This window comes from Sporomusa termitida, from assembly GCF_007641255.1.
In the GTDB taxonomy this organism is placed as follows: domain Bacteria; phylum Bacillota; class Negativicutes; order Sporomusales; family Sporomusaceae; genus Sporomusa; species Sporomusa termitida.
In genome coordinates this window covers 3,425,019-3,444,356 of sequence record NZ_CP036259.1, presented here as the reverse complement: position 1 = coordinate 3,444,356, position 19,338 = coordinate 3,425,019, and the positions used below count along the sequence as shown (strand labels likewise).

At 49.5% G+C, this 19,338-nt stretch carries 20 protein-coding genes, 1 other RNA gene and 1 riboswitch; of the genes, 20 read left to right on the top strand and 1 reads right to left on the bottom strand.

What is annotated here, in order from left to right:
• The first annotated feature begins 12 nt into the window (after nucleotides 1-12).
• From SPTER_RS16185 to smpB, 7 genes are all read left to right on the top strand, one after another.
• Nucleotides 13-252, top strand: coding sequence for a hydrogenase maturation nickel metallochaperone HypA (locus tag SPTER_RS16185; RefSeq protein WP_144351319.1), 240 nt, complete (start codon nucleotides 13-15; stop codon nucleotides 250-252).
• 190 nt (nucleotides 253-442) lie between these two features.
• Nucleotides 443-673, top strand: a complete 231-nt coding sequence (gene secG / locus SPTER_RS16180) for a preprotein translocase subunit SecG (RefSeq protein WP_144351318.1) — start codon at nucleotides 443-445, stop codon at nucleotides 671-673.
• A gap of 78 nt (nucleotides 674-751) precedes the next feature.
• Entirely contained in the window at nucleotides 752-2,758 is a 2,007-nt protein-coding gene (locus SPTER_RS16175) for a sodium-translocating pyrophosphatase (protein WP_144351317.1), read from the top strand.
• A gap of 176 nt (nucleotides 2,759-2,934) precedes the next feature.
• Complete coding sequence (locus SPTER_RS16170) at nucleotides 2,935-3,666, top strand: alpha/beta hydrolase (RefSeq protein ID WP_144351316.1); 732 nt, start codon at nucleotides 2,935-2,937, stop codon at nucleotides 3,664-3,666.
• A 19-nt stretch (nucleotides 3,667-3,685) separates the two neighbouring features.
• Entirely contained in the window at nucleotides 3,686-4,081 is a 396-nt protein-coding gene (locus tag SPTER_RS16165) for a PaaI family thioesterase (protein WP_144351315.1), read from the top strand.
• A complete protein-coding gene (gene rnr, locus SPTER_RS16160) occupies nucleotides 4,074-6,359 on the top strand; it encodes a ribonuclease R (RefSeq protein WP_246105325.1) in 2,286 nt (761 codons plus the stop codon). The genes SPTER_RS16165 and rnr overlap by 8 nt, the downstream gene beginning before the upstream one ends.
• A gap of 77 nt (nucleotides 6,360-6,436) precedes the next feature.
• The gene (gene smpB / locus SPTER_RS16155) at nucleotides 6,437-6,907 is read left to right on the top strand and encodes an SsrA-binding protein SmpB (protein ID WP_144351313.1); all 471 of its coding nucleotides are present in this window, start codon (nucleotides 6,437-6,439) and stop codon (nucleotides 6,905-6,907) included.
• Here smpB and SPTER_RS16150 read toward each other — a convergent pair whose 3' ends face one another.
• Nucleotides 6,908-7,807, bottom strand: a complete 900-nt coding sequence (locus SPTER_RS16150) for a DMT family transporter (protein ID WP_246105324.1) — start codon at nucleotides 7,805-7,807, stop codon at nucleotides 6,908-6,910.
• Between the two features lie 342 nt (nucleotides 7,808-8,149).
• Between SPTER_RS16150 and ssrA the strand changes: the two genes are divergently transcribed.
• From ssrA to SPTER_RS16080, 13 genes are all read left to right on the top strand, one after another.
• Nucleotides 8,150-8,496: a transfer-messenger RNA gene (gene ssrA, locus SPTER_RS16145) on the top strand.
• A gap of 77 nt (nucleotides 8,497-8,573) precedes the next feature.
• Complete coding sequence (locus tag SPTER_RS16140; protein ID WP_144351312.1) at nucleotides 8,574-9,071, top strand: HNH endonuclease; 498 nt, start codon at nucleotides 8,574-8,576, stop codon at nucleotides 9,069-9,071.
• 381 nt (nucleotides 9,072-9,452) lie between these two features.
• Nucleotides 9,453-9,656: a nucleotidyltransferase family protein gene (locus tag SPTER_RS25420; protein WP_246105323.1), complete on the top strand. Its 204-nt coding sequence runs from the start codon at nucleotides 9,453-9,455 to the stop codon at nucleotides 9,654-9,656.
• A 234-nt stretch (nucleotides 9,657-9,890) separates the two neighbouring features.
• Nucleotides 9,891-10,379, top strand: a complete 489-nt coding sequence (locus SPTER_RS16130; RefSeq protein ID WP_211367306.1) for a PIN domain-containing protein — start codon at nucleotides 9,891-9,893, stop codon at nucleotides 10,377-10,379.
• Entirely contained in the window at nucleotides 10,380-10,580 is a 201-nt protein-coding gene (locus SPTER_RS16125; protein WP_144351311.1) for a hypothetical protein, read from the top strand.
• Between the two features lie 9 nt (nucleotides 10,581-10,589).
• Nucleotides 10,590-10,841: a DUF2442 domain-containing protein gene (locus SPTER_RS16120; protein WP_342787135.1), complete on the top strand. Its 252-nt coding sequence runs from the start codon at nucleotides 10,590-10,592 to the stop codon at nucleotides 10,839-10,841.
• 686 nt (nucleotides 10,842-11,527) lie between these two features.
• Nucleotides 11,528-11,953, top strand: a complete 426-nt coding sequence (locus tag SPTER_RS16115; RefSeq protein WP_144351310.1) for an EamA family transporter — start codon at nucleotides 11,528-11,530, stop codon at nucleotides 11,951-11,953.
• Between the two features lie 1,243 nt (nucleotides 11,954-13,196).
• Complete coding sequence (locus tag SPTER_RS16105) at nucleotides 13,197-13,628, top strand: hypothetical protein (protein WP_144351309.1); 432 nt, start codon at nucleotides 13,197-13,199, stop codon at nucleotides 13,626-13,628.
• A 233-nt stretch (nucleotides 13,629-13,861) separates the two neighbouring features.
• Nucleotides 13,862-14,494 (top strand): VOC family protein, encoded by a 633-nt coding sequence (locus SPTER_RS16100; RefSeq protein WP_211367304.1) that lies wholly within the window; start codon nucleotides 13,862-13,864, stop codon nucleotides 14,492-14,494.
• Between the two features lie 432 nt (nucleotides 14,495-14,926).
• Nucleotides 14,927-15,382, top strand: a complete 456-nt coding sequence (locus SPTER_RS16095; protein ID WP_170233304.1) for a tripartite tricarboxylate transporter TctB family protein — start codon at nucleotides 14,927-14,929, stop codon at nucleotides 15,380-15,382.
• Nucleotides 15,383-15,385: 3 nt separating this feature from the next.
• Nucleotides 15,386-16,909 carry a tripartite tricarboxylate transporter permease gene (locus SPTER_RS16090; protein ID WP_211367303.1) on the top strand — a complete coding sequence of 508 codons (1,524 nt, stop codon included), beginning with the start codon at nucleotides 15,386-15,388 and terminating at the stop codon, nucleotides 16,907-16,909.
• Nucleotides 16,910-16,986: 77 nt separating this feature from the next.
• On the top strand, nucleotides 16,987-18,036 hold the full coding sequence (locus SPTER_RS16085; protein WP_144351307.1) for a tripartite tricarboxylate transporter substrate binding protein: 1,050 nt from the start codon (nucleotides 16,987-16,989) through the stop codon (nucleotides 18,034-18,036).
• Between the two features lie 49 nt (nucleotides 18,037-18,085).
• Nucleotides 18,086-19,051 carry a hydroxyacid dehydrogenase gene (locus SPTER_RS16080; RefSeq protein ID WP_144351306.1) on the top strand — a complete coding sequence of 322 codons (966 nt, stop codon included), beginning with the start codon at nucleotides 18,086-18,088 and terminating at the stop codon, nucleotides 19,049-19,051.
• A gap of 74 nt (nucleotides 19,052-19,125) precedes the next feature.
• Nucleotides 19,126-19,221, top strand: a riboswitch (guanidine-I (ykkC/yxkD leader).
• Nucleotides 19,222-19,338: the final 117 nt, after the last annotated feature.

Genomic DNA, 19,338 nt, shown 5'->3' with positions numbered 1-19,338 from the left:
GAGGTGAACTAAATGCCGAAGGGATATCTGATTCGCTGCAGCAGCTGCGGTTACCTGTACCAGTGTGAGACTGAGTTGATGGAATGCTTAAACCATAAAGTCTGTGAGCATTGCGGCAGTTCCGACATAGAGGTAATCCAACAGGATGAGGGCCGGTTTGGCTGTACCAGCCGCCTGAATACTCATGTCACCAACACCGCATCCCAGGTTGATCATCCCCAACCGGTGCCAACCTCCCCCCCGCGCCAATAAGATTCGCAAACAGCCGGTTAGCGCCGGCTGTTTAATTTTTTACAAAAAGGGTAAAATATGTATAATAAAAATAGTGAAAACATTTACTAAATAATTGTCAAGCATCAATTAAGTGTGTTAGAATATTGTCAGGCCTTGGCAAGCACAGTGAGCAAGGGATAATGGTTCAGTCGTGAAGGGGGTTAGGAAAGTGATAACAGGGCTGATGATTTTGGAGGCAGTGCTTTCGATTGTATTAATTGCAGTAGTGGTATTGCAGTCAGGCAAAAGTGCCGGTTTATCAGGATCAATTGCCGGCGGTGCCGAATCCATTTTTGGCGGCAAGCGCAAGGGGCTTGATGAGATTCTGGCAAAAGCAACAATTATTATTGCTGCATTGTTTGGCATTGTTACTATGATTTTAGTCAAATTAATGCAGTAGGTACTAACCTCAATTGCTGGAGACTCTCCGGCATATTGAGGTATTTTTGCGGTTAGCTCAAAGGGGGAAAGTAAGAACATGGATTTATTGTATATTGCGCCATTTGCCGGTCTTGTGGCGCTGGCATTTGCCGGTTATTTGATGGCTAGTGTTTTGAAAGAAAACCCGGGTAACGCCCGCATGCAGGAAATTTCGCAGGCAATTTTTGAAGGAGCGATGGCCTTCCTTAATCGTCAGTACAAAACACTCATCCCGTTTACTATCGTCATTTTCTTTATACTATTTTATGTTGATGGATATAAATTGGCAGTGTCTTTCCTGGTAGGGGCCGTTTGCTCGGCCATTGCCGGTTATGTGGGCATGACGGCCACGACTAAATCCAATGCCCGGACTACCGAGGCCGCCCGCACCAGCCTTAATAAAGCCCTTGGTGTTTCTTTCCGGGCCGGCGCGGTTATGGGTATGTCGGTTGCCGGCCTTGGTCTCCTGGGTGTATCAAGCCTGTACATAGCCTTCGGCGACCCTGTTGTTATTAATAGTTTTGCCTTTGGCGCCAGCGCTATCGCTTTTTTTGCCCGTGTTGGCGGCGGTATTTTTACCAAAGCGGCTGACGTCGGCGCTGACCTTGTTGGTAAGGTTGAGGCCGGTATCCCTGAGGATGATCCCCGCAACCCGGCTGTTATTGCCGATAATGTTGGTGACAACGTCGGTGATACCGCCGGTATGGGGGCCGACCTGTTTGAATCTTATGCCGCGACCGCAATTGCTGCCATGCTTATCGGGCAAACCGTGTTCCCCGGCAATATTAACGGCGTACTGTTCCCGCTGGTGATTGGCGCAGCCGGTATTTTTGCCTCTATTGTCAGCACTTTCCTGGTCAGGACCAGCGAAGACGGTGATCCCCTGGCTGCTCTAAATAGAGGTATTTGGGGAACTAATATTCTTGTTGCTGTTTCTACCTATGCGATTGCCAGTGCTATGCTGCCCAGCAAAGCCGTAGGTATTACCATTGCCGTTATCTGCGGTCTGGCTGTTAATGTACTTGTTGGTATGATTACCGAATACTATACCGCCAACAATAAGCCGCCTACCCAGCATATTGCCGATGCCTCGCAAACCGGTCCGGCTACCAATGTGATCGCCGGTATTGCCCTTGGCCTGAGAAGCACTGGTTTGCCAATGCTGGTATTTGCTGTTGCCATCTGGGTTGCTTATAGCCAGGCTGGTATTTACGGGATTGCCATGGCGGCGATGGGCATGCTCTGCACGGCCGGTATGGTTGTTGCCGTTGACTCGTTTGGCCCTGTGGCCGACAATGCCGGCGGCATCGCCGAAATGGCGGAGCTTGGACCGGAAGTCCGTAAAACCACTGACAAACTGGATGCGGTCGGCAATACCACCGCTGCCATTGCCAAAGGTTTTGCCATTGGTTCCGCCGCGTTAACTGCCCTGGCGCTGTTTACCGCGTTCGGTGAAGAGATTGCCAAAAATCCGAAACTGTCCGGCCTGCTGGTCAACGGCCATCTGGTCATCAATTTGACGGAGCCGGCTGTAATTATCGGTATATTCCTGGGTGCGACCCTGCCGTTTCTGGTATGCGCCTTTACTATGGAAGCTGTAGGGAAAGCTGCGTTCGAAATGATTGCCGAGGTTCGCCGCCAGTTCCGGGAGATCCCCGGCATTATGGAAGGAACCGGGCGTCCTGATTATGCAAGCTGTGTGGATATCAGCACCAAGGCCGCTATCCGCGAAATGATGCTGCCTGGTATTTTTGCTGTCGGTTCCCCCATCCTGGTAGGCTTTATTCTGGGGGCGAAAGCCTTAGCCGGCTTCCTGGCCGGTGCTACTGCCGCCGGTGTACTGATGGCCCTGTTCATGTCCAATGCCGGCGGTGCCTGGGATAATGCCAAAAAATGGATTGAAACCGGCAAATACGGCGGTAAAGGTACGCCGACCCATGCGGCTGCCGTTATCGGTGATACTGTGGGTGATCCGTTTAAGGACACCTCCGGTCCGGCTATGAATCCACTGATTAAAGTGGCCGGCACGATCTCGCTGATCATTGCGCCGCTGCTCTTCTTCTAAACTAATTGAACATAAACGCCAGGCTATTTTTAGCTTGGCGTTTTGTTATTGTGTCAGATAATGGTATAATACTATTGGTATGTCTGTTTAGTTGGGCGTTCAGCCCAATACTGCCTGCAAAATCACTTCAGCGCATGTAGATAGAGTAAAGTACTTGAACATTGGGGGAGTTATATGTGGCTTTAATGCGAGGAGCTGAGCCTTTTTTTCTGCAAGGCGGTGAAAAAGGCGTATTGCTGGTACATGGTTTTACCGGTGCGCCGTCAGAGATGCGCCTGGCCGGAGAATATTTAAACAATCTGGGTTATACTGTATTTGCACCACGTCTGCCAGGGCATGGGACCACCCCGGATGAAATGGCGAAAACTGCCTGGCCGCACTGGTATGACAGTGTCGTCGACGGGTATCACCTGTTAGCCGGTATTTGCACCAGCGTGGCGGCAGTCGGCTTATCCATGGGCGGGCTGCTGTCACTTAAGCTGGCCAGCGAATATCCGCTTAGGCGGCTGGCCGTTATCAGCGCCCCTATCTATATTGCCAATAAACGCCTGAAATTATTGCCGCTGTACCGCCTGTTTACCAATTTTGTTCCCAAAAAGCGCAAACGTCTGGCCGATGCCGCTGAGGAGTACTCGATTACGTATGAGGTAACACCGCTGAGCAGCCTGTCCAGCCTGCTTGAGCTTGTCAAGCATGTCAGAGGGGTATTGCCGGCAGTTACCGTGCCGGCACTCATCATCCAATCAAAGACAGAACATACTGTTGAACCGGAAAGTGCCCAATATATCTATGACAAGCTGGGCAGTACCGACAAGCAGCTGGTATGGCTTAACAAATCCGGTCACATTGTTACCCTTGATGTAGAACGTGATTTTGTTTTTCAAAGGATTGGCCGGTTTTTGGCTTAAAAAATACGGGAGGTGCATTATGGACGAGAGTAATCAATGGTGTTTTGGCTGCGGGCCGCATAACCCCATCGGCATGAAGCTTTCTTTTCGCGCAGAAGAGAATCGATATCTGACTACTTTTGTCCCGGGGCCCGAACATCAGGGGTATGACGGTATCATGCATGGCGGGCTGATAAGTACATTGCTGGATGAGGTTATGGCCCGTTATTTGCATGCTCAGGGGCTTAATGCCGTCACTGCCAGGCTGGAGGTGCGGTTCCGCCAGCCAACACCAATTGGTCAGGAATTAACCATTAGTGGATGGATTACCGGCCAACGGGGAAAAATGTATGAGCTAGCCGGTAACATTACTTTGCCGGATGGAACAGTAACCGCTGAGGGAAAGGCGATAATTGCGATAAAAGGAGATGAGTAACATGGATTTAGCTGAAAGAATCCTGGGGTTTATGCGGGAAGAAGTGTATAAGCCGCTGACGGCCGAGGATTTGGCTGACGGCTTGAGTATTCGCGGCAAAGAACTGGAAGAGTTTTGGCTGGTATTGGACAAGCTCGAAGCGGCCGCGGCCATCATAAAAACCCGCTATGGCAAGTATGGAATTCCCGACCGCATGAACCTTGTTGTCGGTAAGTTTTCGGCAACCACCAAAGGCTTTGGTTTTATTCTGCCGGAAAACCCTGAACTTGATGATGTCTTTATTCCGCCGGATGCGATTGGCGGCGCTATGCATGGTGACCGGGTCATCGCCAGGATGCATAAGCGGCACCTGTCCGGGAAAGCGGTGGAAGGGGAAATTATCCGGGTTGTTACCCGGGCGAACACCAAAGTGGTGGGTACCTTCGAGTCCAGCCGCAGCTTCGGTTTTGTTTTGCCTGATGACCGGAAGATTGGCCGGGATATTTTCATACCCAAAGATGAGTTTAGGGGCGCTAAAACCGGCTCCAAGGTGGTTGTTGAAATTACAGAATGGCCGCAGAAACAGAAAAGCGCCGAAGGCCGGATTATTGAAGTTCTGGGCCGTCAGGGTGACCCTGGTATTGAGATATTATCCATTATTAAGAAACACAATCTGCCGACCGAGTTTCCGCCAGAGGTTGAGCAAGCAGCCGAACGGGTCAAAACAACGATCAGTGATGAGGATTTGCTGGGGCGCCGTGACCTGCGCGCTCTGAATATGGTGACAATTGACGGCGATGATGCCAAAGATCTGGATGATGCCGTATATGTGGAGCGTCTCAAAAACGGCCGCTATTTATTGAATGTGAGTATTGCCGATGTCAGCCACTATGTACGGGAAAACACGCCCCTGGATAATGAAGCCAGAATCCGGGGCACCAGTGTCTATTTGGTTGACCGGGTACTGCCGATGCTGCCGCCGCGTCTGTCAAACGGGATTTGTAGTTTAAACGCTGGTGAGGACAGACTGGCCCTGACCGCACAGATGGAAATTGACGGTCGCGGCCAGGTGATAAATCATGAAATATTCCCCAGTGTTATCCGGGTAAAAACCAGGCTGACCTATAATATTGTACGCCAAATTGTTGCCGACCATGATGAACCTTTGCGGACTGCCTATGCAGAGCTGGTAGCGCCGCTGGAAGAGATGGAAAGGCTGTGCCGGATTCTGCGGGACCGCCGGATGCGCCGGGGCGCGATTGATTTCGACTTCCCGGAAATAAAAGTAAAGCTTGATGCTGAAGGGCATCCAATTGCCATTGAAAAAAGGATCCGGAGCATTGCCGAATCCATCATTGAGGAATTTATGCTGGTCGCCAACGAGACTGTCGCCGAACATATGCACTGGTTAGGCGTACCATCCATGTTCAGGGTGCATGAAGAGCCGGATGAAGAAAAAATGAGCCGTTTAAATGTGCTGCTCGGCAATTTTGGCCAGCACATCCCGAAAACGCAGGAAATTCAGCCGATGGCCCTGCAGCGCGTGTTAAGCAAGATTGCCGGCCGGCCGGAGGAGCGCATTATCAGTACCGTTATGCTGCGATCGCTGAAGCAGGCCCGTTATGATGCCGAGAATTTGGGTCACTTTGGTCTTGCCGCTACCTATTACACCCATTTCACTTCACCGATCAGGCGTTATCCGGATTTGATCGTGCATCGCATTATCCGGGAAACCTTCACCACCGGCGATATCTCTGCCAAACGCAGTCAAAAATTATCGGTGATGCTGCCGGAGATTGCCCTGCACTCCTCGGAACGGGAACGGGCGGCGGCCGAGGCTGAACGGGCCACCGTAGACTTAAAGAAGGTCGAATATATGGCCCAGTTTGTCGGCCAGGAATTTGACGGGATTATCAGTGGCGTAACTGCTTTTGGGTTTTTCGTTGAGATTACCAATGGTATTGAAGGCTTGGTCCGGGTGTCCAGCCTGGAGGATGACTACTACCAGTATGTTGAAGAGCAATATGCCCTGATTGGGGAGCGGACCAGCAATATTTACCGGCTAGGCAATAGTGTCAGGATTATTGTCTCCAAGGTAAATCCAGCCGACCGTACCATTGATTACCTGGTGGCAACGGAAGGGAAATCACTGCAGGCTGTTGGTAGGCCGTCGCCGGACAAGCGACGCAGCCGGCCGGGGCCGGGCCGCAGTGACGCCGCTAAAAACCAGCCGGCCCCTGCCAAAAAGAAACCGGTTACTGTGGCTAAACCCAAGAAGCCGCGGGCAACGAAAAAATGAGTTGCCGGAATTGACGTCAGACAGTAAATCAGCTACAATAGGTATGCGTATCTGAGGATTCTAAGAGGTGAGAAGCGGTGAGTAAGGAAGCAGGCATAAAAATAGCAACGGAAAACCGGAAGGCCCGTCACGATTATCATATTCATGAGACCTATGAAGCTGGCATTGCTCTTACCGGCACCGAAGTGAAGTCACTCCGGGCAGGCAAAGCGAATCTGAAAGACTCTTATGCCAGAATTGATAACGCGGAGCTTATGCTGCATAATTTGCACATCAGCCCTTATGAGCAGGGTAATCGCTTCAATCATGAACCGTTGCGCACCCGTAAGCTTTTGATGCACCGCTATGAAATTAATAAACTGATTGGCAAGACCAAGGAAAAAGGCTATACCCTGGTGCCGCTTAAAATGTATTTTACCAGAGGCAAGGTCAAGGTAGAACTGGGGCTGGCCAGTGGCAAGCATACCTATGACAAACGGCAGGACCTTGCCGAGCGGGATGCTAAGCGTGATATGGAACGGGCCTTGCGCGACCGGCAGAAGGAATAATTATTGTTGTTCCACTGCCTGTGAGCATTTGCTTTTTCCGGCCCAAAGCTGCAAAATCAATATGCCGCCCAGGATCAGAATGCCGCCGCTAATCTGCAGCGGCGTTATTTTTTCATTAAGCAGGAGCACCGACAGCAGCACGGTTATTACCGGTTCGGTGGTGCTGATAATCGAAGCATTCGTGGCGCCAATCCGGCTCATGCCGGCAAAGAAGCCCATAATTCCGACAATGGTGGGGATGAGGGCAATACCGATGATTGCCAGCCAGCCCTGGTATGGCAGGCTCCAGATAAGGCTGTCGGTTACAAGTCCGGTCAGAACAAAAACAAGCGCCGCCGCAGCGCATACATAGGTGGTGGTAACCATGGAATCAACATGCTTCAGGCGCCGGTTGCCGACAACAATATAGACTGAGTAGACGGCAGCGGCACCCAGGCCAAAAGCAAAGCCGAGCAGGCTGGCATTCTCGAAGGAGACGCCGAGCACCAGGAACAAGCCTGAGAAACAGATTGCGAGCGCCGCTCCTTTCGGCCAGGTGTACTGTTCATCGCCCAGGCTAAAAGACAACAAACTGACGATTGCCGGATAGGTATACAACAGCATTGCTGCCAGTGAGGCCGGGAGGTATTTGACCGCCAGGGCAAACAGCAGGGACATGGAGCCATAGCCCAAACCGCCCATCAGCGACAGGTCGCGCAGTAACCCTTTATTGACGGCCAGCGGAATACCACGCCATTTTAGAATAAGGGCCAGGCAAATTGCGGCGAGAACAAACCGTCCGGCCAGAATGGTAATAATATTGGCGCCGGCAGCATAAGCAAACTTAATGAAAATTGCCAAAGTGGCAAAGCCGGCGGCCGAAGCCGCAACCAGCAGCATGCCGGTATGTTGTGATGACAAGAAAATTCCCCTCCTCTAGTAGTCCGCCAAGTCTAAAGCTATAGGATGAATTGCGCGAGATTTTTCGCCCAGCAAGGCGAAGGAACCTTGCATATCGGACATATGCAAGGTGACGACAACGAAGCTGGACGGGAAATCTCGCGCCAAGAACACTGTAGATTTGGGCTTGGTGGACTACTTCTCAATATATTCGGCATATGTAATATTAATCCTGTATATGGGTACTAAGATGGTAAAAGTTTTATTTGGCTGAACATAAGGTTTATGATATAATAAATGAATAAAGAAGTATATGGACTTGTTTGCAAAAGCAGCAGTAATCCCAGATCCCCTTATTGATATGGGGGCGTACTGGTTTCGACAGGGGTAGTTATGGTATAGGTAGCGAGCCGGGGTTCCATCAGCCCGTCAACACGGTGGAAAAAAGTAAACGCAAACAACGAATACGCTTTAGCAGCTTAATGCTAACGTTCTGCCTGCGCACTCCCGCGGCCTAGGACAGGACGTCATTTAGTGGGATACCTGAGGCTCAATTCTCGGAGAGCCGACTGGGAAACTTTATCGAGATAGCAACGGCGAAGCCTGTCTGTGGGCGTCAACGGCGCGAAATTTTAAATCACCGACTGCGCTCGGAGAAGCTTATGCAGTAACATTCTTGGACAGGAGTTCGATTCTCCTCGCCTCCACCACAGCTTGAAAGTCGCCTCCACCTGATGTATAATGGGTTTATGACCTGTATTATATATTATTGGGTGGAGGTTTTGTTATGCGCTTAACATGCTATTTTTGTGGGAAGGATTTTGAAAAAGTGGAAAAGGAAATACGGCGTCAGTTGCGAGCTGGCCGTAATCATTTTTTTTGCAGTCTTAGCTGTACGGCATCTTATGCAAATAAAATAAGGCATAAAACACCTGACGACGGATTAAAGCCATATCAGCGGCGAACAAAGAAAATAGAAGAACTCCTGGGCGAAAAGCTAAGTACCGCCAAGTCAAAGCTGAATAAAATATTAATGTTTGACCTGGCCAAAAAATGTAACCTGGATACCTGTTTTCGTTGTGGTCGGAAAATTGAGGATATCGGTGAATTTACTATTGATCACAAGGAATCCTGGCTTCTAAGCGATAACCCGGCACAGCTTTTTTACGACATGGATAATATCGCTTTTAGTCATGCTAAATGTAACTATGAGGCGGGAACCAAGACGTTTGTGAGCAACTGTAAGAATGAGGTAAAGGAAGAAGCCGGTTTATATATTTACTAGGAATGAGATAAGAATAAGTACCGGACTACTTGATCAGATTGGACAATACCGTCTAAAATAAGTTGCAGGCTTAAAAGGTTCCCAGAAAGCAATATGCATAATGATTCAGGTTGAGAGTTGGAAACAATGTCCCTGTCCCCGCGTTTGCGGCGACATAGGCGCATTCCGATTGCGGGGGCCAGTTATGTTTCGGATAATTGGTTATAAGGGACTGGCTTTGAATTATGATAGTAAGCAGTTTGGGTATTTCTCATATGAATGGGTTGAGTAGAATGTATGATATGGTAGCGATTTTTGCTATAATATGTGTATAGAATAAAGTATTATAAACATCGCTGGGTTTCGTTTGATTGGGGAGGTGTGTGGAGTGGCTATGGATTTATGGATTTATTGAAAGCTAAGGATAATGAGCAGTTTGCACTGACTGAACTAAAGAAGCGTGTACAAGAGAAAACGGCAGTCGAGAAAGCTGTTGTTTTTGGTTCGGTAGCTCGTGGCGAGGCAACAGAAGAGTCCGATCTGGATGTACTGATTTTTACGGAAAGCCAATCTCCTATACAGAGGAAACCTCTATATTTGATATAGCGTTCTTTGTTAATTTGGAGTATGATACCAACATCAGCGTAGTGGTTATTCCAAAGGAAAAATGGGAATCTCCTGTCTGGTCGCTGCTACCACTTCATCAGGCAATTGTTAGAGAGGGAATTGCCGTATGACCGCAGAAGGTAATGTGAAAAAGTTAGCGCGGTACTGGCTGCAATTCCTGGGCATCACCCAATAAAAAAACACGGTAAAGGGATGAAGTAAGGAGGCTCCTCTGTGGATCTAATCGAAAAATATATAGAAAATGCCGAGCAAAAAGCAGTGTCTAAAAAAACAAAGATCTATTTGGATAACTGTTGTTTTAATCGTCCTTTTGATGACCAAACGCAACTAAAAATCCATTTAGAAACACAGGCAAAATTATATGTCCAAGAGCAAATATTAAAAGGTGAATTTGATTTTGTTTGGTCATATATTTTGGAATATGAGAATATGCAAAACCCTTTTGAAATCAGAAAAAATTCTATCATCCTCTGGAAAGAGATTGCCATCGAAACCGTCGTTGAATCAGAAAATATTTTACTATTTGCAGAAGCTTTAAAAACAAAAGGAATTAAAACTAAAGATGCTTTGCATATTTCTTGCGCAGTTGCCGCAAAGTGCGATTACTATCTTACTACTGACAAGAAACTTTTAAACAAGGACATTGCTGAAATTGACGTAATCAGCCCAATTGAGTTATTAACCAGACTGGAGGTTGAGTAAATGAAAACGGATAGCATTATTAAAAATGAAGGTATGAGTATTTTAATTGCCAAGCTTGGTAAAGTGGATGCGGAACGTTTTATTTCTTTAATCATCAAAGAACCTTTCGATTACACGAAATGGCAGGATACACATTTTGACACCGATATTAGTGTCAGGGAATTAAGTAAAAATGCAATGAAAGCAATTAGCAAAGTATAGGTGCAGAATATGCTTATGGTGCCACGCGTTAGACAGGTTCAGGCTTGCGATAACTATGTTCTGCATATTACGTTTGACAATGGAGTAACAAAATTGTACGATTTAAAGCCTAAATTGAGTGACGAACGTTTTAGCATTTTACGCGATAGAGGCTTCTTCAAAGCCGTTCAGGTTGACGGCGGGGGCTTTGGATTTAGCTGGAACGATGATGTTGACTTGAGTGAGAACGAGCTTTGGACTAAAGGCAAGGAACTGAATTAGTCCAATTCCAGATTGTGGAATAAAATATGGAGTTTGTCTGGTGACGGATCACCTCCACCATGTCAATCCGGAAAAGCTGAGAACCCGTCAAATTCACGGGTTTTTTGTATTTATATGGAGTTTGGTGGAGGTCTCCTACACCAACTATGTAATTATGGTCATTAAATAAATGAAACACAATAGGGACAGGTTCGGTGGTTCCGTACCCTGTTATGGAGAATATAAAAAACTTTAAATCTATTTGGGGCAAATGACCTGTCCCAAGTAGATTCTGGCCTCCAATTGCCGCAAGAGGTTATTGCCGTAGTGTTGGAGGCTGTAACTGGTGCTGGATGCGGCGTACGGTGAAGATAGAGCGGGAGATAATGGTTACGGTGGCTATGAGCTGGTGCTGAGTCGGAAAAGGATATGCGAAGCCTGCCTAATGAGATTCGGGCAGCGATGCCAGAGAACCTTGACGTTTTGCCTGCTTCGGCTGGTGATTCGTGAGCGTACTGGTTTTGCTTGGCAGCGATTTTGACGTGGTTGTCATCATGCCCAAACAGTTTCTGAGTCTTACAGCTGGACTCTGTGTTGACTCTCATAAATATTTATGGTAATATTGTAAAAAAAATGGCTCAGTTCGGATTGAGCACCTTACCGCAAACAAGGCTTTTTCTTGTTGGCGGTTTTTTTTTGGAGGAAATATGTGGGAACTAATATGGCCAATTTTACTTGTGGTAGGGGCAAATACTTTTTACAATATATGCGCAAAATCAACGCCAGTTGATATAAATGCGTTTGCATCGTTGAGCATAGCTTATTTTACCGCCATGATCCTGGGAATTATCATGTTTTTTATTACTGACAGTCCGCTAAAACTAACGACTGAACTTGCCAAAGCAAATTGGACTTCAGTCGTTTTGGGTATCTCGATTGTAGCTCTTGAGTTTGGTTATATCAGCATATATCGCGCAGGTTGGAAAATAGGAGAAGCGTCTTTAGTTGCAAATATCATTTTAGCTTGTGTTTTACTGCTAGTAGGACTATTGCTATATAAAGAAGCCTTATCATTACGGCAAATAGTTGGTTTGATTATCTGTGGGCTTGGTTTATTCCTGATAGGTAAATAACAAAATCTATATGACAATATAACTTTGTATTGTTTAAGCAAAAATGAGAACGCAACAACCTGATAGATACAGGGTAATGGGTATGTATTCTCATAGATTTCGTGGATTAGGACTGGTGACGGATCGCCTCCACCATGTCAATCCGGAAAAGCTGAGAACCCGCGAAATTCGCGGTTTTTTTGTAAGATCAGAAAGTATAAGTTGAGAGGCTGAAAGTACTTATAAAATAAGGGAACCAAGGTCAATGCCCAGCTTGAGCAGAGGCGGCGGTCCCGCAACCCCGGCAACCCCCGGCCCTTTGCCGGAAAAAGCGTTCCGCAGGAGAAAAGCCGGGCGGTATGCCGTTAAGAAATCCGTACTGTTTGAGCGCAGCGAGTTTCGGATTTTAGGAATACCGCCCGGCTTTTCAGCTTTTGGAGGCTGCGGGCCTAGACTTTTTGTTACTTTTGGGTCGATGCCAAAAGTAAGCTCAGGCCCTTGTTTGCCGGCATTATCTGCCAGGCGCAAAGACCAAAGACCGCGCCGGCGGTTTTTTATTGTTTAACTGTATGCGCTATGAATATTGTGGCATTACGTAGATAGTCCAGAGTATAGTATAAATATCTTAAGGTAATCAAATTACACAATGAGCAGTTTTTTACTTCGCCTGGACAGAGAATGCTTGTGACTGATTGAATCTGAAACTGCGAAAAAAAAGTAGTATAAGAATATGCAACCGGTCAGAAAAAAATCCTGCCGGTGGGGTTTGGTTTACTTGCAATTCGCTCGAAATGAGCTATAATTAACAATAGGTGGAAATTAAAAGGTCGCCGTGACCTGGAAGTGTTCCCGCACTTCCAGGCCCGCGCAAGGTGCAGTGACACCTACACGTAACAGCCAAGCTGTCCACGACGACATTTCTATTATACACCGCTCTTCTGCCGCCGCACAAGCGGGGGCGCGCGCGGGTTAATAGGCTTTGCCGGCGGGTGACGCCGGGCTGTGAGTGCGACGGACGCAGCAATTGATTCCGACTAGTCTCAGCAGCTGATGCTTAGCAGCAGGGAACCGGAACCCTACGGTTTATGGCCGCCTTGTTGCTCAGGCCGGATTTGTCCGGCTTATTAGCGTTGAGTATGTAACAGATATCACAACAGAACGCATGTGTAGGGATAAACCCTTTGCATGCGTTCTTTTTAATTTCCCCCTGTAAAAAAGCTGACGGCAATTACCGGCCGCAGTCTGATATGGGGGGTATATATATATGTCTGAACAATTAACGGCAGCCGGCGTAGCTTCTTGCCCAGGGCCGGTGTCGGCCCTGCCGGCAGAGAGGGACCGGGAGCCGCAGCAGCCCGGGGCCGGGCAGGACGACCGGCTTATGCTGCAAAGCATCTTAAACGAGGCCTTTAATCAGTATATTTTTGTCAGGGTGGACAGTATCCTCAAACTGGCCGGCACCAACGATGCCGAATACAGTAAGACGGTCAGTAAAGTCGGCGCCATCCTGGACCGGCTGCTGGCCCTGGCCGGGGAACTGGCGGGCCAGTATCCGGAATTGCTGGAGCTGGTCATGGATTTCGAGTCGTTCACAGCATTGGAATCGGGCCAGTCGGCGGAAATCGCCTACAAGCAGGGCTTGCGGGACTGCAGCCATATCCACCAGGAGTTTATGACTTTCCTGCAGCAGCGCTAGGAAGCACAACGGTTGCTTCCTCCGCCTAAGCATCAGAAGTATCGGCAGCAGGCAAAAGTGCCCACAATCCTTCTAAGGATAGAACGACGGCTGTCGCCCGCATTCGTCTGTTCGCCAATAGACCTGGTAGGATATTTGCGGTCGCGGCAAGAATATCTTAATCTAAGAATAGAGCTGTAGCGGTTACAATATTTTTTGCAGTATGCAGTCGAAACCAAGGGAGGATTGGGTAGATGAAAACGTTGCGAGACCAGGTGGACCATATTGTTTATGCCACGCCTGACCTGAATTTTGGTATTGAACAGCTGGAAAAACTGCTGGGTATTACAGCCACCCCCGGGGGCCGGCATCCCGGCTGGGGAACCCATAATGCCCTTATTTCCCTGGGACCGGACAGCTATCTGGAAATTATCGGCCCTGACCCGGAAAGTCCTGGGCCGGAGCAGCCCCGCCCCTTCCAAATCGACAGCTTGTCGGCGCCGCGGCTGGTCACCTGGGTAGCTAAAGGCAGTCAGCTTGCGCATTTTGTGAGCCAGGCCAAACAGCAGGGTATAATTCTGGGCGAGGTAATGGCAATGAGCCGGCGTACTCCTGGCGGCGAGCTGCTTTCCTGGCAGTTGACTAATCCGAGGGTGATAGTTGCCGATGGCATTATCCCCGCCTTTATTGACTGGGGCGATACAAGACATCCCGCGCCTGCCGCCGCCGGGGGCGCTTTGCTGGTGAGCTTGCGCGCCGAGCATCCGGAGGCGGCGGGGGCGGCTGCCAGTCTGGACAGCCTTGGCCTGAAGCTTCCGGTTGCGCCGGGGACGCGGCCCGGACTCATTGCGACCATTGATTGTCCGCAGGGGCGGGTGGAGCTATGATCGCAGCAGGAGACAAAAACCATCAACTCGTTTTAGGTGACATTATTACAAGTTAAACCACAAGAATTTATTGCTGCATATTGAATTTTTTTTAAAAGAATTATATAATAATGTCAGGTTGATCAGAAGACTGAAGGCCAAGCGGTAATATCCGTTTGCTTTCAGTCTTTTTATTTTTTTTGAAGGTGTAAACATAAGTAGTAACACAAAGCTTAGTTTCCAGACAAAACGCATTCCTACAGGCGCCATACGCCGGCCGCTTACTATGGCCAATAACTACCGGTTACCTGAGGATGCCTCAACAAGGAATAGGAGTGATGAAATCAATTAGTCTGCAAGAACTGCGGTTTGTAGATTTGGGCCAGCTGCCAGTTGTGGTTTCGGTTCGTGATGAAACAAGACAGGTATATAAGAAAAGGAAGTAGGTTGTATATGAAAGTAAAATTAGCCGACCGTATAGCAGGCGTAGTTGCCGTCCTGATCGGCGCGATGTCCCTCACCGAGGCCATCAGGCTTTATCCATACCGGGTAGCTGTTTCCAGTGGTGATCATCTGTTTCCGTTAGCTGTGGGAATCGGGCTCATTAGTTTCGGGATCATTCTGGCGTTTCGCGGGGACCGGGTTGCCGGTTTTGACGCCGTTCCTGCTTCCAAAACGCCTGTTCTCATTTTCGGCGTACCGATGGTACTGCTTCTTTATGTGGCTTTGATCCAATGGACAGGCTATTCAGTGGCCACGTTTTTCGTATCGGTGATTTTTTTCCACTGGATCGGTTTGTTCCGTTGGTATTTGTCGCTGCCGGCGGCGATCGTTTTAACGGCCTCGCTATATTTGATTTTTGTTCAGTGGCTGAATGTTCCGCTTCCGTCCGGCAGATGGCAGGTGTGATGGATGATAGAGTCAATAATTTCTCTGGGACAGGGTTTCCTCACCGCCGTTACTCCCATAAATTTGCTGATGGCCGTACTGGGAGCATTTATCGGCACATTCGTCGGGGTATTGCCCGGTTTGGGGCCGACTTCGGCAATTGCCATGTTGCTGCCGGTAACTTCGGTGTTGGAACCTTCCCAGGCAATCATTATGCTTGCGGGGATTTATTACGGATCCATGTACGGGGGCTCGACGACAGCGATTTTGCTCAACATCCCGGGCGAGGCGTCGTCCGTACCGACTTGCCTCGACGGATATCAGCTGGCCCGTCAGGGCCGAGGGGGGCCGGCGCTGGGGATTGCGGCCATTGGCTCGTTCATCGCCGGGATGGTCGGACTCGTAGGACTGGTGTTTTTTGCTCCTTTTCTGGCTGAGCAAGCGATCAAGTTCGGTCCGCCGGAGCGTTTTGCCGTGATGGTGCTGGCGCTGACCGTTACCTCGGGCCTCAGCGGCGGTTCCCTGGTCAAGGCGGCTATTATGGGCTTGTTCGGTTTTATGCTATCTTTAGCCGGGTTGGGAACGTTCAGCGGGTTATTCCGTTTTCAATTCGGAATTGATGCCTTGTCGGGCGGTTTCGAAATGGTCAGCATCGTTATCGGTTTGTTTGCGATCACGGAAGTGCTGAAGAACATCGGCGAGCGGCAAACCGCCATCTCTCCCGATCAAATCGGGAACGTTTATCCGAGCCGCAGCGATTTGAAGCAAAGCGCGGGCGCCATTGCCGCCGGAAGTGTCATCGGGTTTGTAATGGGATTGCTGCCCGGCTGCTCCGCCGCAGTTACGTCCTTCTTGTCTTACGATATCGTTAAAAAGTTTTCCAAACGCCGCAGTCTGTTCGGCAAGGGGGCCATCGAAGGGGTGGCCGCACCGGAAGCGGCCAATAATGCCACTAGTTCAGCGGGCTTTATTCCTTTACTCTCGCTCGGAATTCCCGCCTCGCCGCCTTTGGCTGTTCTTTTGGCGGGGCTGATGATTTACGGGGTGCAGCCGGGACCGTTGCTGTTTAGCCAGCAAGGGGGATTTGTCTGGACGGTTATCGCCAGCATGATCATCGGCAACGTTGCGCTGCTGCTGCTTAACCTGCCGCTGATTGGTTTATGGGCGCGACTGACAAGAGTTCCCTTTGGCGTTATGGGACCGGTGATTTTGATGCTCAGCGTGATCGGCGCTTACTCGGTGCGTAATAGCCTGTTTGATGTGCTGGTGGCGGTGCTGTTCGGATTTGTCGGTTATTTCCTGTATAAATTCAACTGGCCCGTTATGCCGCTGATCCTTTGTTTTATTCTAGGACCGATGCTGGAGCAGTCGTTTATCCAGTCGATGTCTATGTCGGCCGGCAGCTTTGGGATATTCTTCACCCGCCCGCTGGCGCTGGCCTTTCTGGTAGTGGCCGCTCTGATGATTGTTATCTCGGGCCTGCTGGTGCGGCGGACAAAGCAAAGACTGCAACAGGAGGGAAGCGGGCAGATCAGCCCGCTGTCCTGAATGGTTTTGCGGGTAATGGCAACAGGTATATTTAATACATTGCGGATATAAAATTGATAATATAAAGGAGAACTATCATGAAAAAAATAATTTTTCAGCAAAGAAAAAAACTGGCCGTGGTGGCATCAGCCCTTGTTGCGGTCTTTATGCTGACCGCGTGCGGAGTCGATTCCAAACAGAGTGCGCCGGGAAAGAATACGGACTCATCCCCGCAGGCGGCCGCCAATTACCCTGCCAAGGGGATTGAATATGTCGTGCCTTATGCCGCCGGCGGCGGCGTGGATCTGGTGGCCCGCGCCGTGGCCGATGCGGTCGGTAAAAAATGGGGCCAGCCTATTTCGGTGGTGAACAGAACCGGGGGAGGCGGCGCTGTCGGGGCCCAGTATGCGCTGGCACAACCTGCCGACGGGTATACGGTCCTTGCCAATGTGGTATCGAATACGTCCATGATGGCCGCCAGCTATAAGAATCCGGCCATCAAGCTGGAGGATCAGCAGCTGGTTGCACGAATCGTCAAGGATGCGCCCGCGTTTACGGTCAAATCTGATGCCCAGTGGAATGATTTTAATTCGTTTTCGGAGTGGGTTAAACAAAATCCGGAGAAGCTAAGCTGGACCACATCCGGCGTTGCCGGCTACTCGACCTATGTAGCCGCTGAATGGCTACACCAACTGGGTGTGGACGTTGGCAAAACCCGTATGATCGTGACGAACGGAACGGCAGACTCGCTGCCGTTGATAGCAGGGGGCAATGCGCTGCTTGCCGTGCATCCTGTCAGCGAAGTGGCCACAATGGTAAACTCGGGACATTTGAAAATTCTCGCTGTGTCCAGTACCGACCGTAGCCCCTTCTTCCCGAATGTGCCGACAACTGCAGAGCAGGGATTTAAGGATTTATCCGCTTTTTGGTGGACCGGGTTAAGCATGCCGAAGGGTACGCCGGAGGCCATTGTGAAAAAATGGAGCGATACGCTGGCCGAACTGGCGCAGGACCCTGAGTTCCAAGCGAAACTCAAAACAATGAAAATGGAGCCTTCTTACTTGAATACAGCCGATTTTAATCAATTTGTAACCCAGGAAGCCGCTTATTACGGCAACCTGGCGACCCAATTGGGAATAGTCAAGTAAAGGCGGGCTGATTTTTAAATATCCGCAATGTAGAGGAGCTTATACCAGGATGGACATTATTATTACCGAAGCTATGGGGGCGCCAGGACTAGAGGTCTTACGCAAAAGCGGGTACTCGGTTCAATACGATCCGTCGCTATGGTCAGATGTGGAACGGCTGAAAGCAGCGGTTGCCAAGGCCAAGGCGCTTATTGTGCGTAACCAGACGAAAGTAAACAAGGAATTGCTGTATGACTTGAAAAATATCAAAATTATCGGGCGGCTGGGCGTCGGCTTGGATAATATCGATTTGGGCACAACCGCTGCGCACGGAATTCCGGTTGTCACCGCCAAAAATGCAAACGCCGTGTCGGTAGCAGAATACGTGTTGGCTGCCATTCTGACGATTAGCCGGCCGCTTCTGGCCGCATCTGCCGATGTAAAAGCGGGCGGCTGGAACCGCAAGTGCTTTGGCGGCACAGAAATTCAAGGTAAAACCCTGGGACTGATCGGCATAGGCGAGATCGGACACCGGACCGGAATCAAAGCTAAAGCCCTGGGGCTGAACGTGATCGGGTGCGACCCCCGCTTGACTTCTTATGATATTGCGCCTGATTTGACGGGGATCACGCTGGTGTCCGAGGAGGAGGTCCTGCGGCAGTCGGATTTCGTGAGTCTGCACGTGCCGCTGCTTCCCAGTACGAGCAACTTGATAGACCGGGCGGCTCTGGCCCGGATGAAGAGCACCGCCTATGTCATCAATACCTCGCGGGGCGGTGTTGTGAATGAGGAAGAGCTGTATGAAGCCTTGACTCATAACCAAATAGCGGGAGCGGTCCTGGACGTATTGCACACTGAGCCGCCCGGAGCGGAGCATCCCTTGTTTTCTCTGCCAAATTGCTTGATGACGCCTCATGTGGCCGGTGCGGCCCAGGAAGCGCTTAACAGGACATCCCTGTTAATTGCGGCCGCAGTGCTGCTGGAACTGGGAGGGGACGTATCCAAATACCGTGTTGACGTGAACAGTTGGCTTTAGGTTCTTGGTTTCAGTCTATAAAGGAACAAGCCTTGATAACGCAAACCAACCGCGTATAATATTAGCCAATGGTATAAATAGTTTTCTAGGGTTCCGCAGTTCGCTGGTCTGGTCCGAGAGAAAACGACAGTCTACGGACTGGAGCACGGAGGGATAAAAGCCCGGGAGAATAACTGCAACAAGGCAGCTCTTCTCCCGGGCTTTATTTCTTTGCCCGTATTTTGTTGATACTAAAGAAGAAGGTAAGGCTATATGCGCAAAATATGAAAATCGGTTATAATGGAAAA

What these genes read in the sequence shown, in the direction of transcription:
- SPTER_RS16185 (WP_144351319.1), top strand. Translation starts at nt 13, where the DNA reads ATGCCGAAGGGATATCTGATTCGCTGCAGCAGCTGCGGTTACCTGTAC.
- SPTER_RS16175 (WP_144351317.1), top strand. Translation starts at nt 752, where the DNA reads ATGGATTTATTGTATATTGCGCCATTTGCCGGTCTTGTGGCGCTGGCA.
- SPTER_RS16165 (WP_144351315.1), top strand. Translation starts at nt 3,686, where the DNA reads ATGGACGAGAGTAATCAATGGTGTTTTGGCTGCGGGCCGCATAACCCC.
- rnr (WP_246105325.1), top strand. Translation starts at nt 4,074, where the DNA reads ATGAGTAACATGGATTTAGCTGAAAGAATCCTGGGGTTTATGCGGGAA.
- SPTER_RS16140 (WP_144351312.1), top strand. Translation starts at nt 8,574, where the DNA reads ATGCGCTTAACATGCTATTTTTGTGGGAAGGATTTTGAAAAAGTGGAA.
- SPTER_RS25420 (WP_246105323.1), top strand. Translation starts at nt 9,453, where the DNA reads ATGGATTTATTGAAAGCTAAGGATAATGAGCAGTTTGCACTGACTGAA.
- SPTER_RS16125 (WP_144351311.1), top strand. Translation starts at nt 10,380, where the DNA reads ATGAAAACGGATAGCATTATTAAAAATGAAGGTATGAGTATTTTAATT.
- SPTER_RS16120 (WP_342787135.1), top strand. Translation starts at nt 10,590, where the DNA reads ATGCTTATGGTGCCACGCGTTAGACAGGTTCAGGCTTGCGATAACTAT.
- SPTER_RS16115 (WP_144351310.1), top strand. Translation starts at nt 11,528, where the DNA reads ATGTGGGAACTAATATGGCCAATTTTACTTGTGGTAGGGGCAAATACT.
- SPTER_RS16105 (WP_144351309.1), top strand. Translation starts at nt 13,197, where the DNA reads ATGTCTGAACAATTAACGGCAGCCGGCGTAGCTTCTTGCCCAGGGCCG.
- SPTER_RS16100 (WP_211367304.1), top strand. Translation starts at nt 13,862, where the DNA reads ATGAAAACGTTGCGAGACCAGGTGGACCATATTGTTTATGCCACGCCT.
- SPTER_RS16095 (WP_170233304.1), top strand. Translation starts at nt 14,927, where the DNA reads ATGAAAGTAAAATTAGCCGACCGTATAGCAGGCGTAGTTGCCGTCCTG.
- SPTER_RS16090 (WP_211367303.1), top strand. Translation starts at nt 15,386, where the DNA reads ATGATAGAGTCAATAATTTCTCTGGGACAGGGTTTCCTCACCGCCGTT.
- SPTER_RS16085 (WP_144351307.1), top strand. Translation starts at nt 16,987, where the DNA reads ATGAAAAAAATAATTTTTCAGCAAAGAAAAAAACTGGCCGTGGTGGCA.
- SPTER_RS16080 (WP_144351306.1), top strand. Translation starts at nt 18,086, where the DNA reads ATGGACATTATTATTACCGAAGCTATGGGGGCGCCAGGACTAGAGGTC.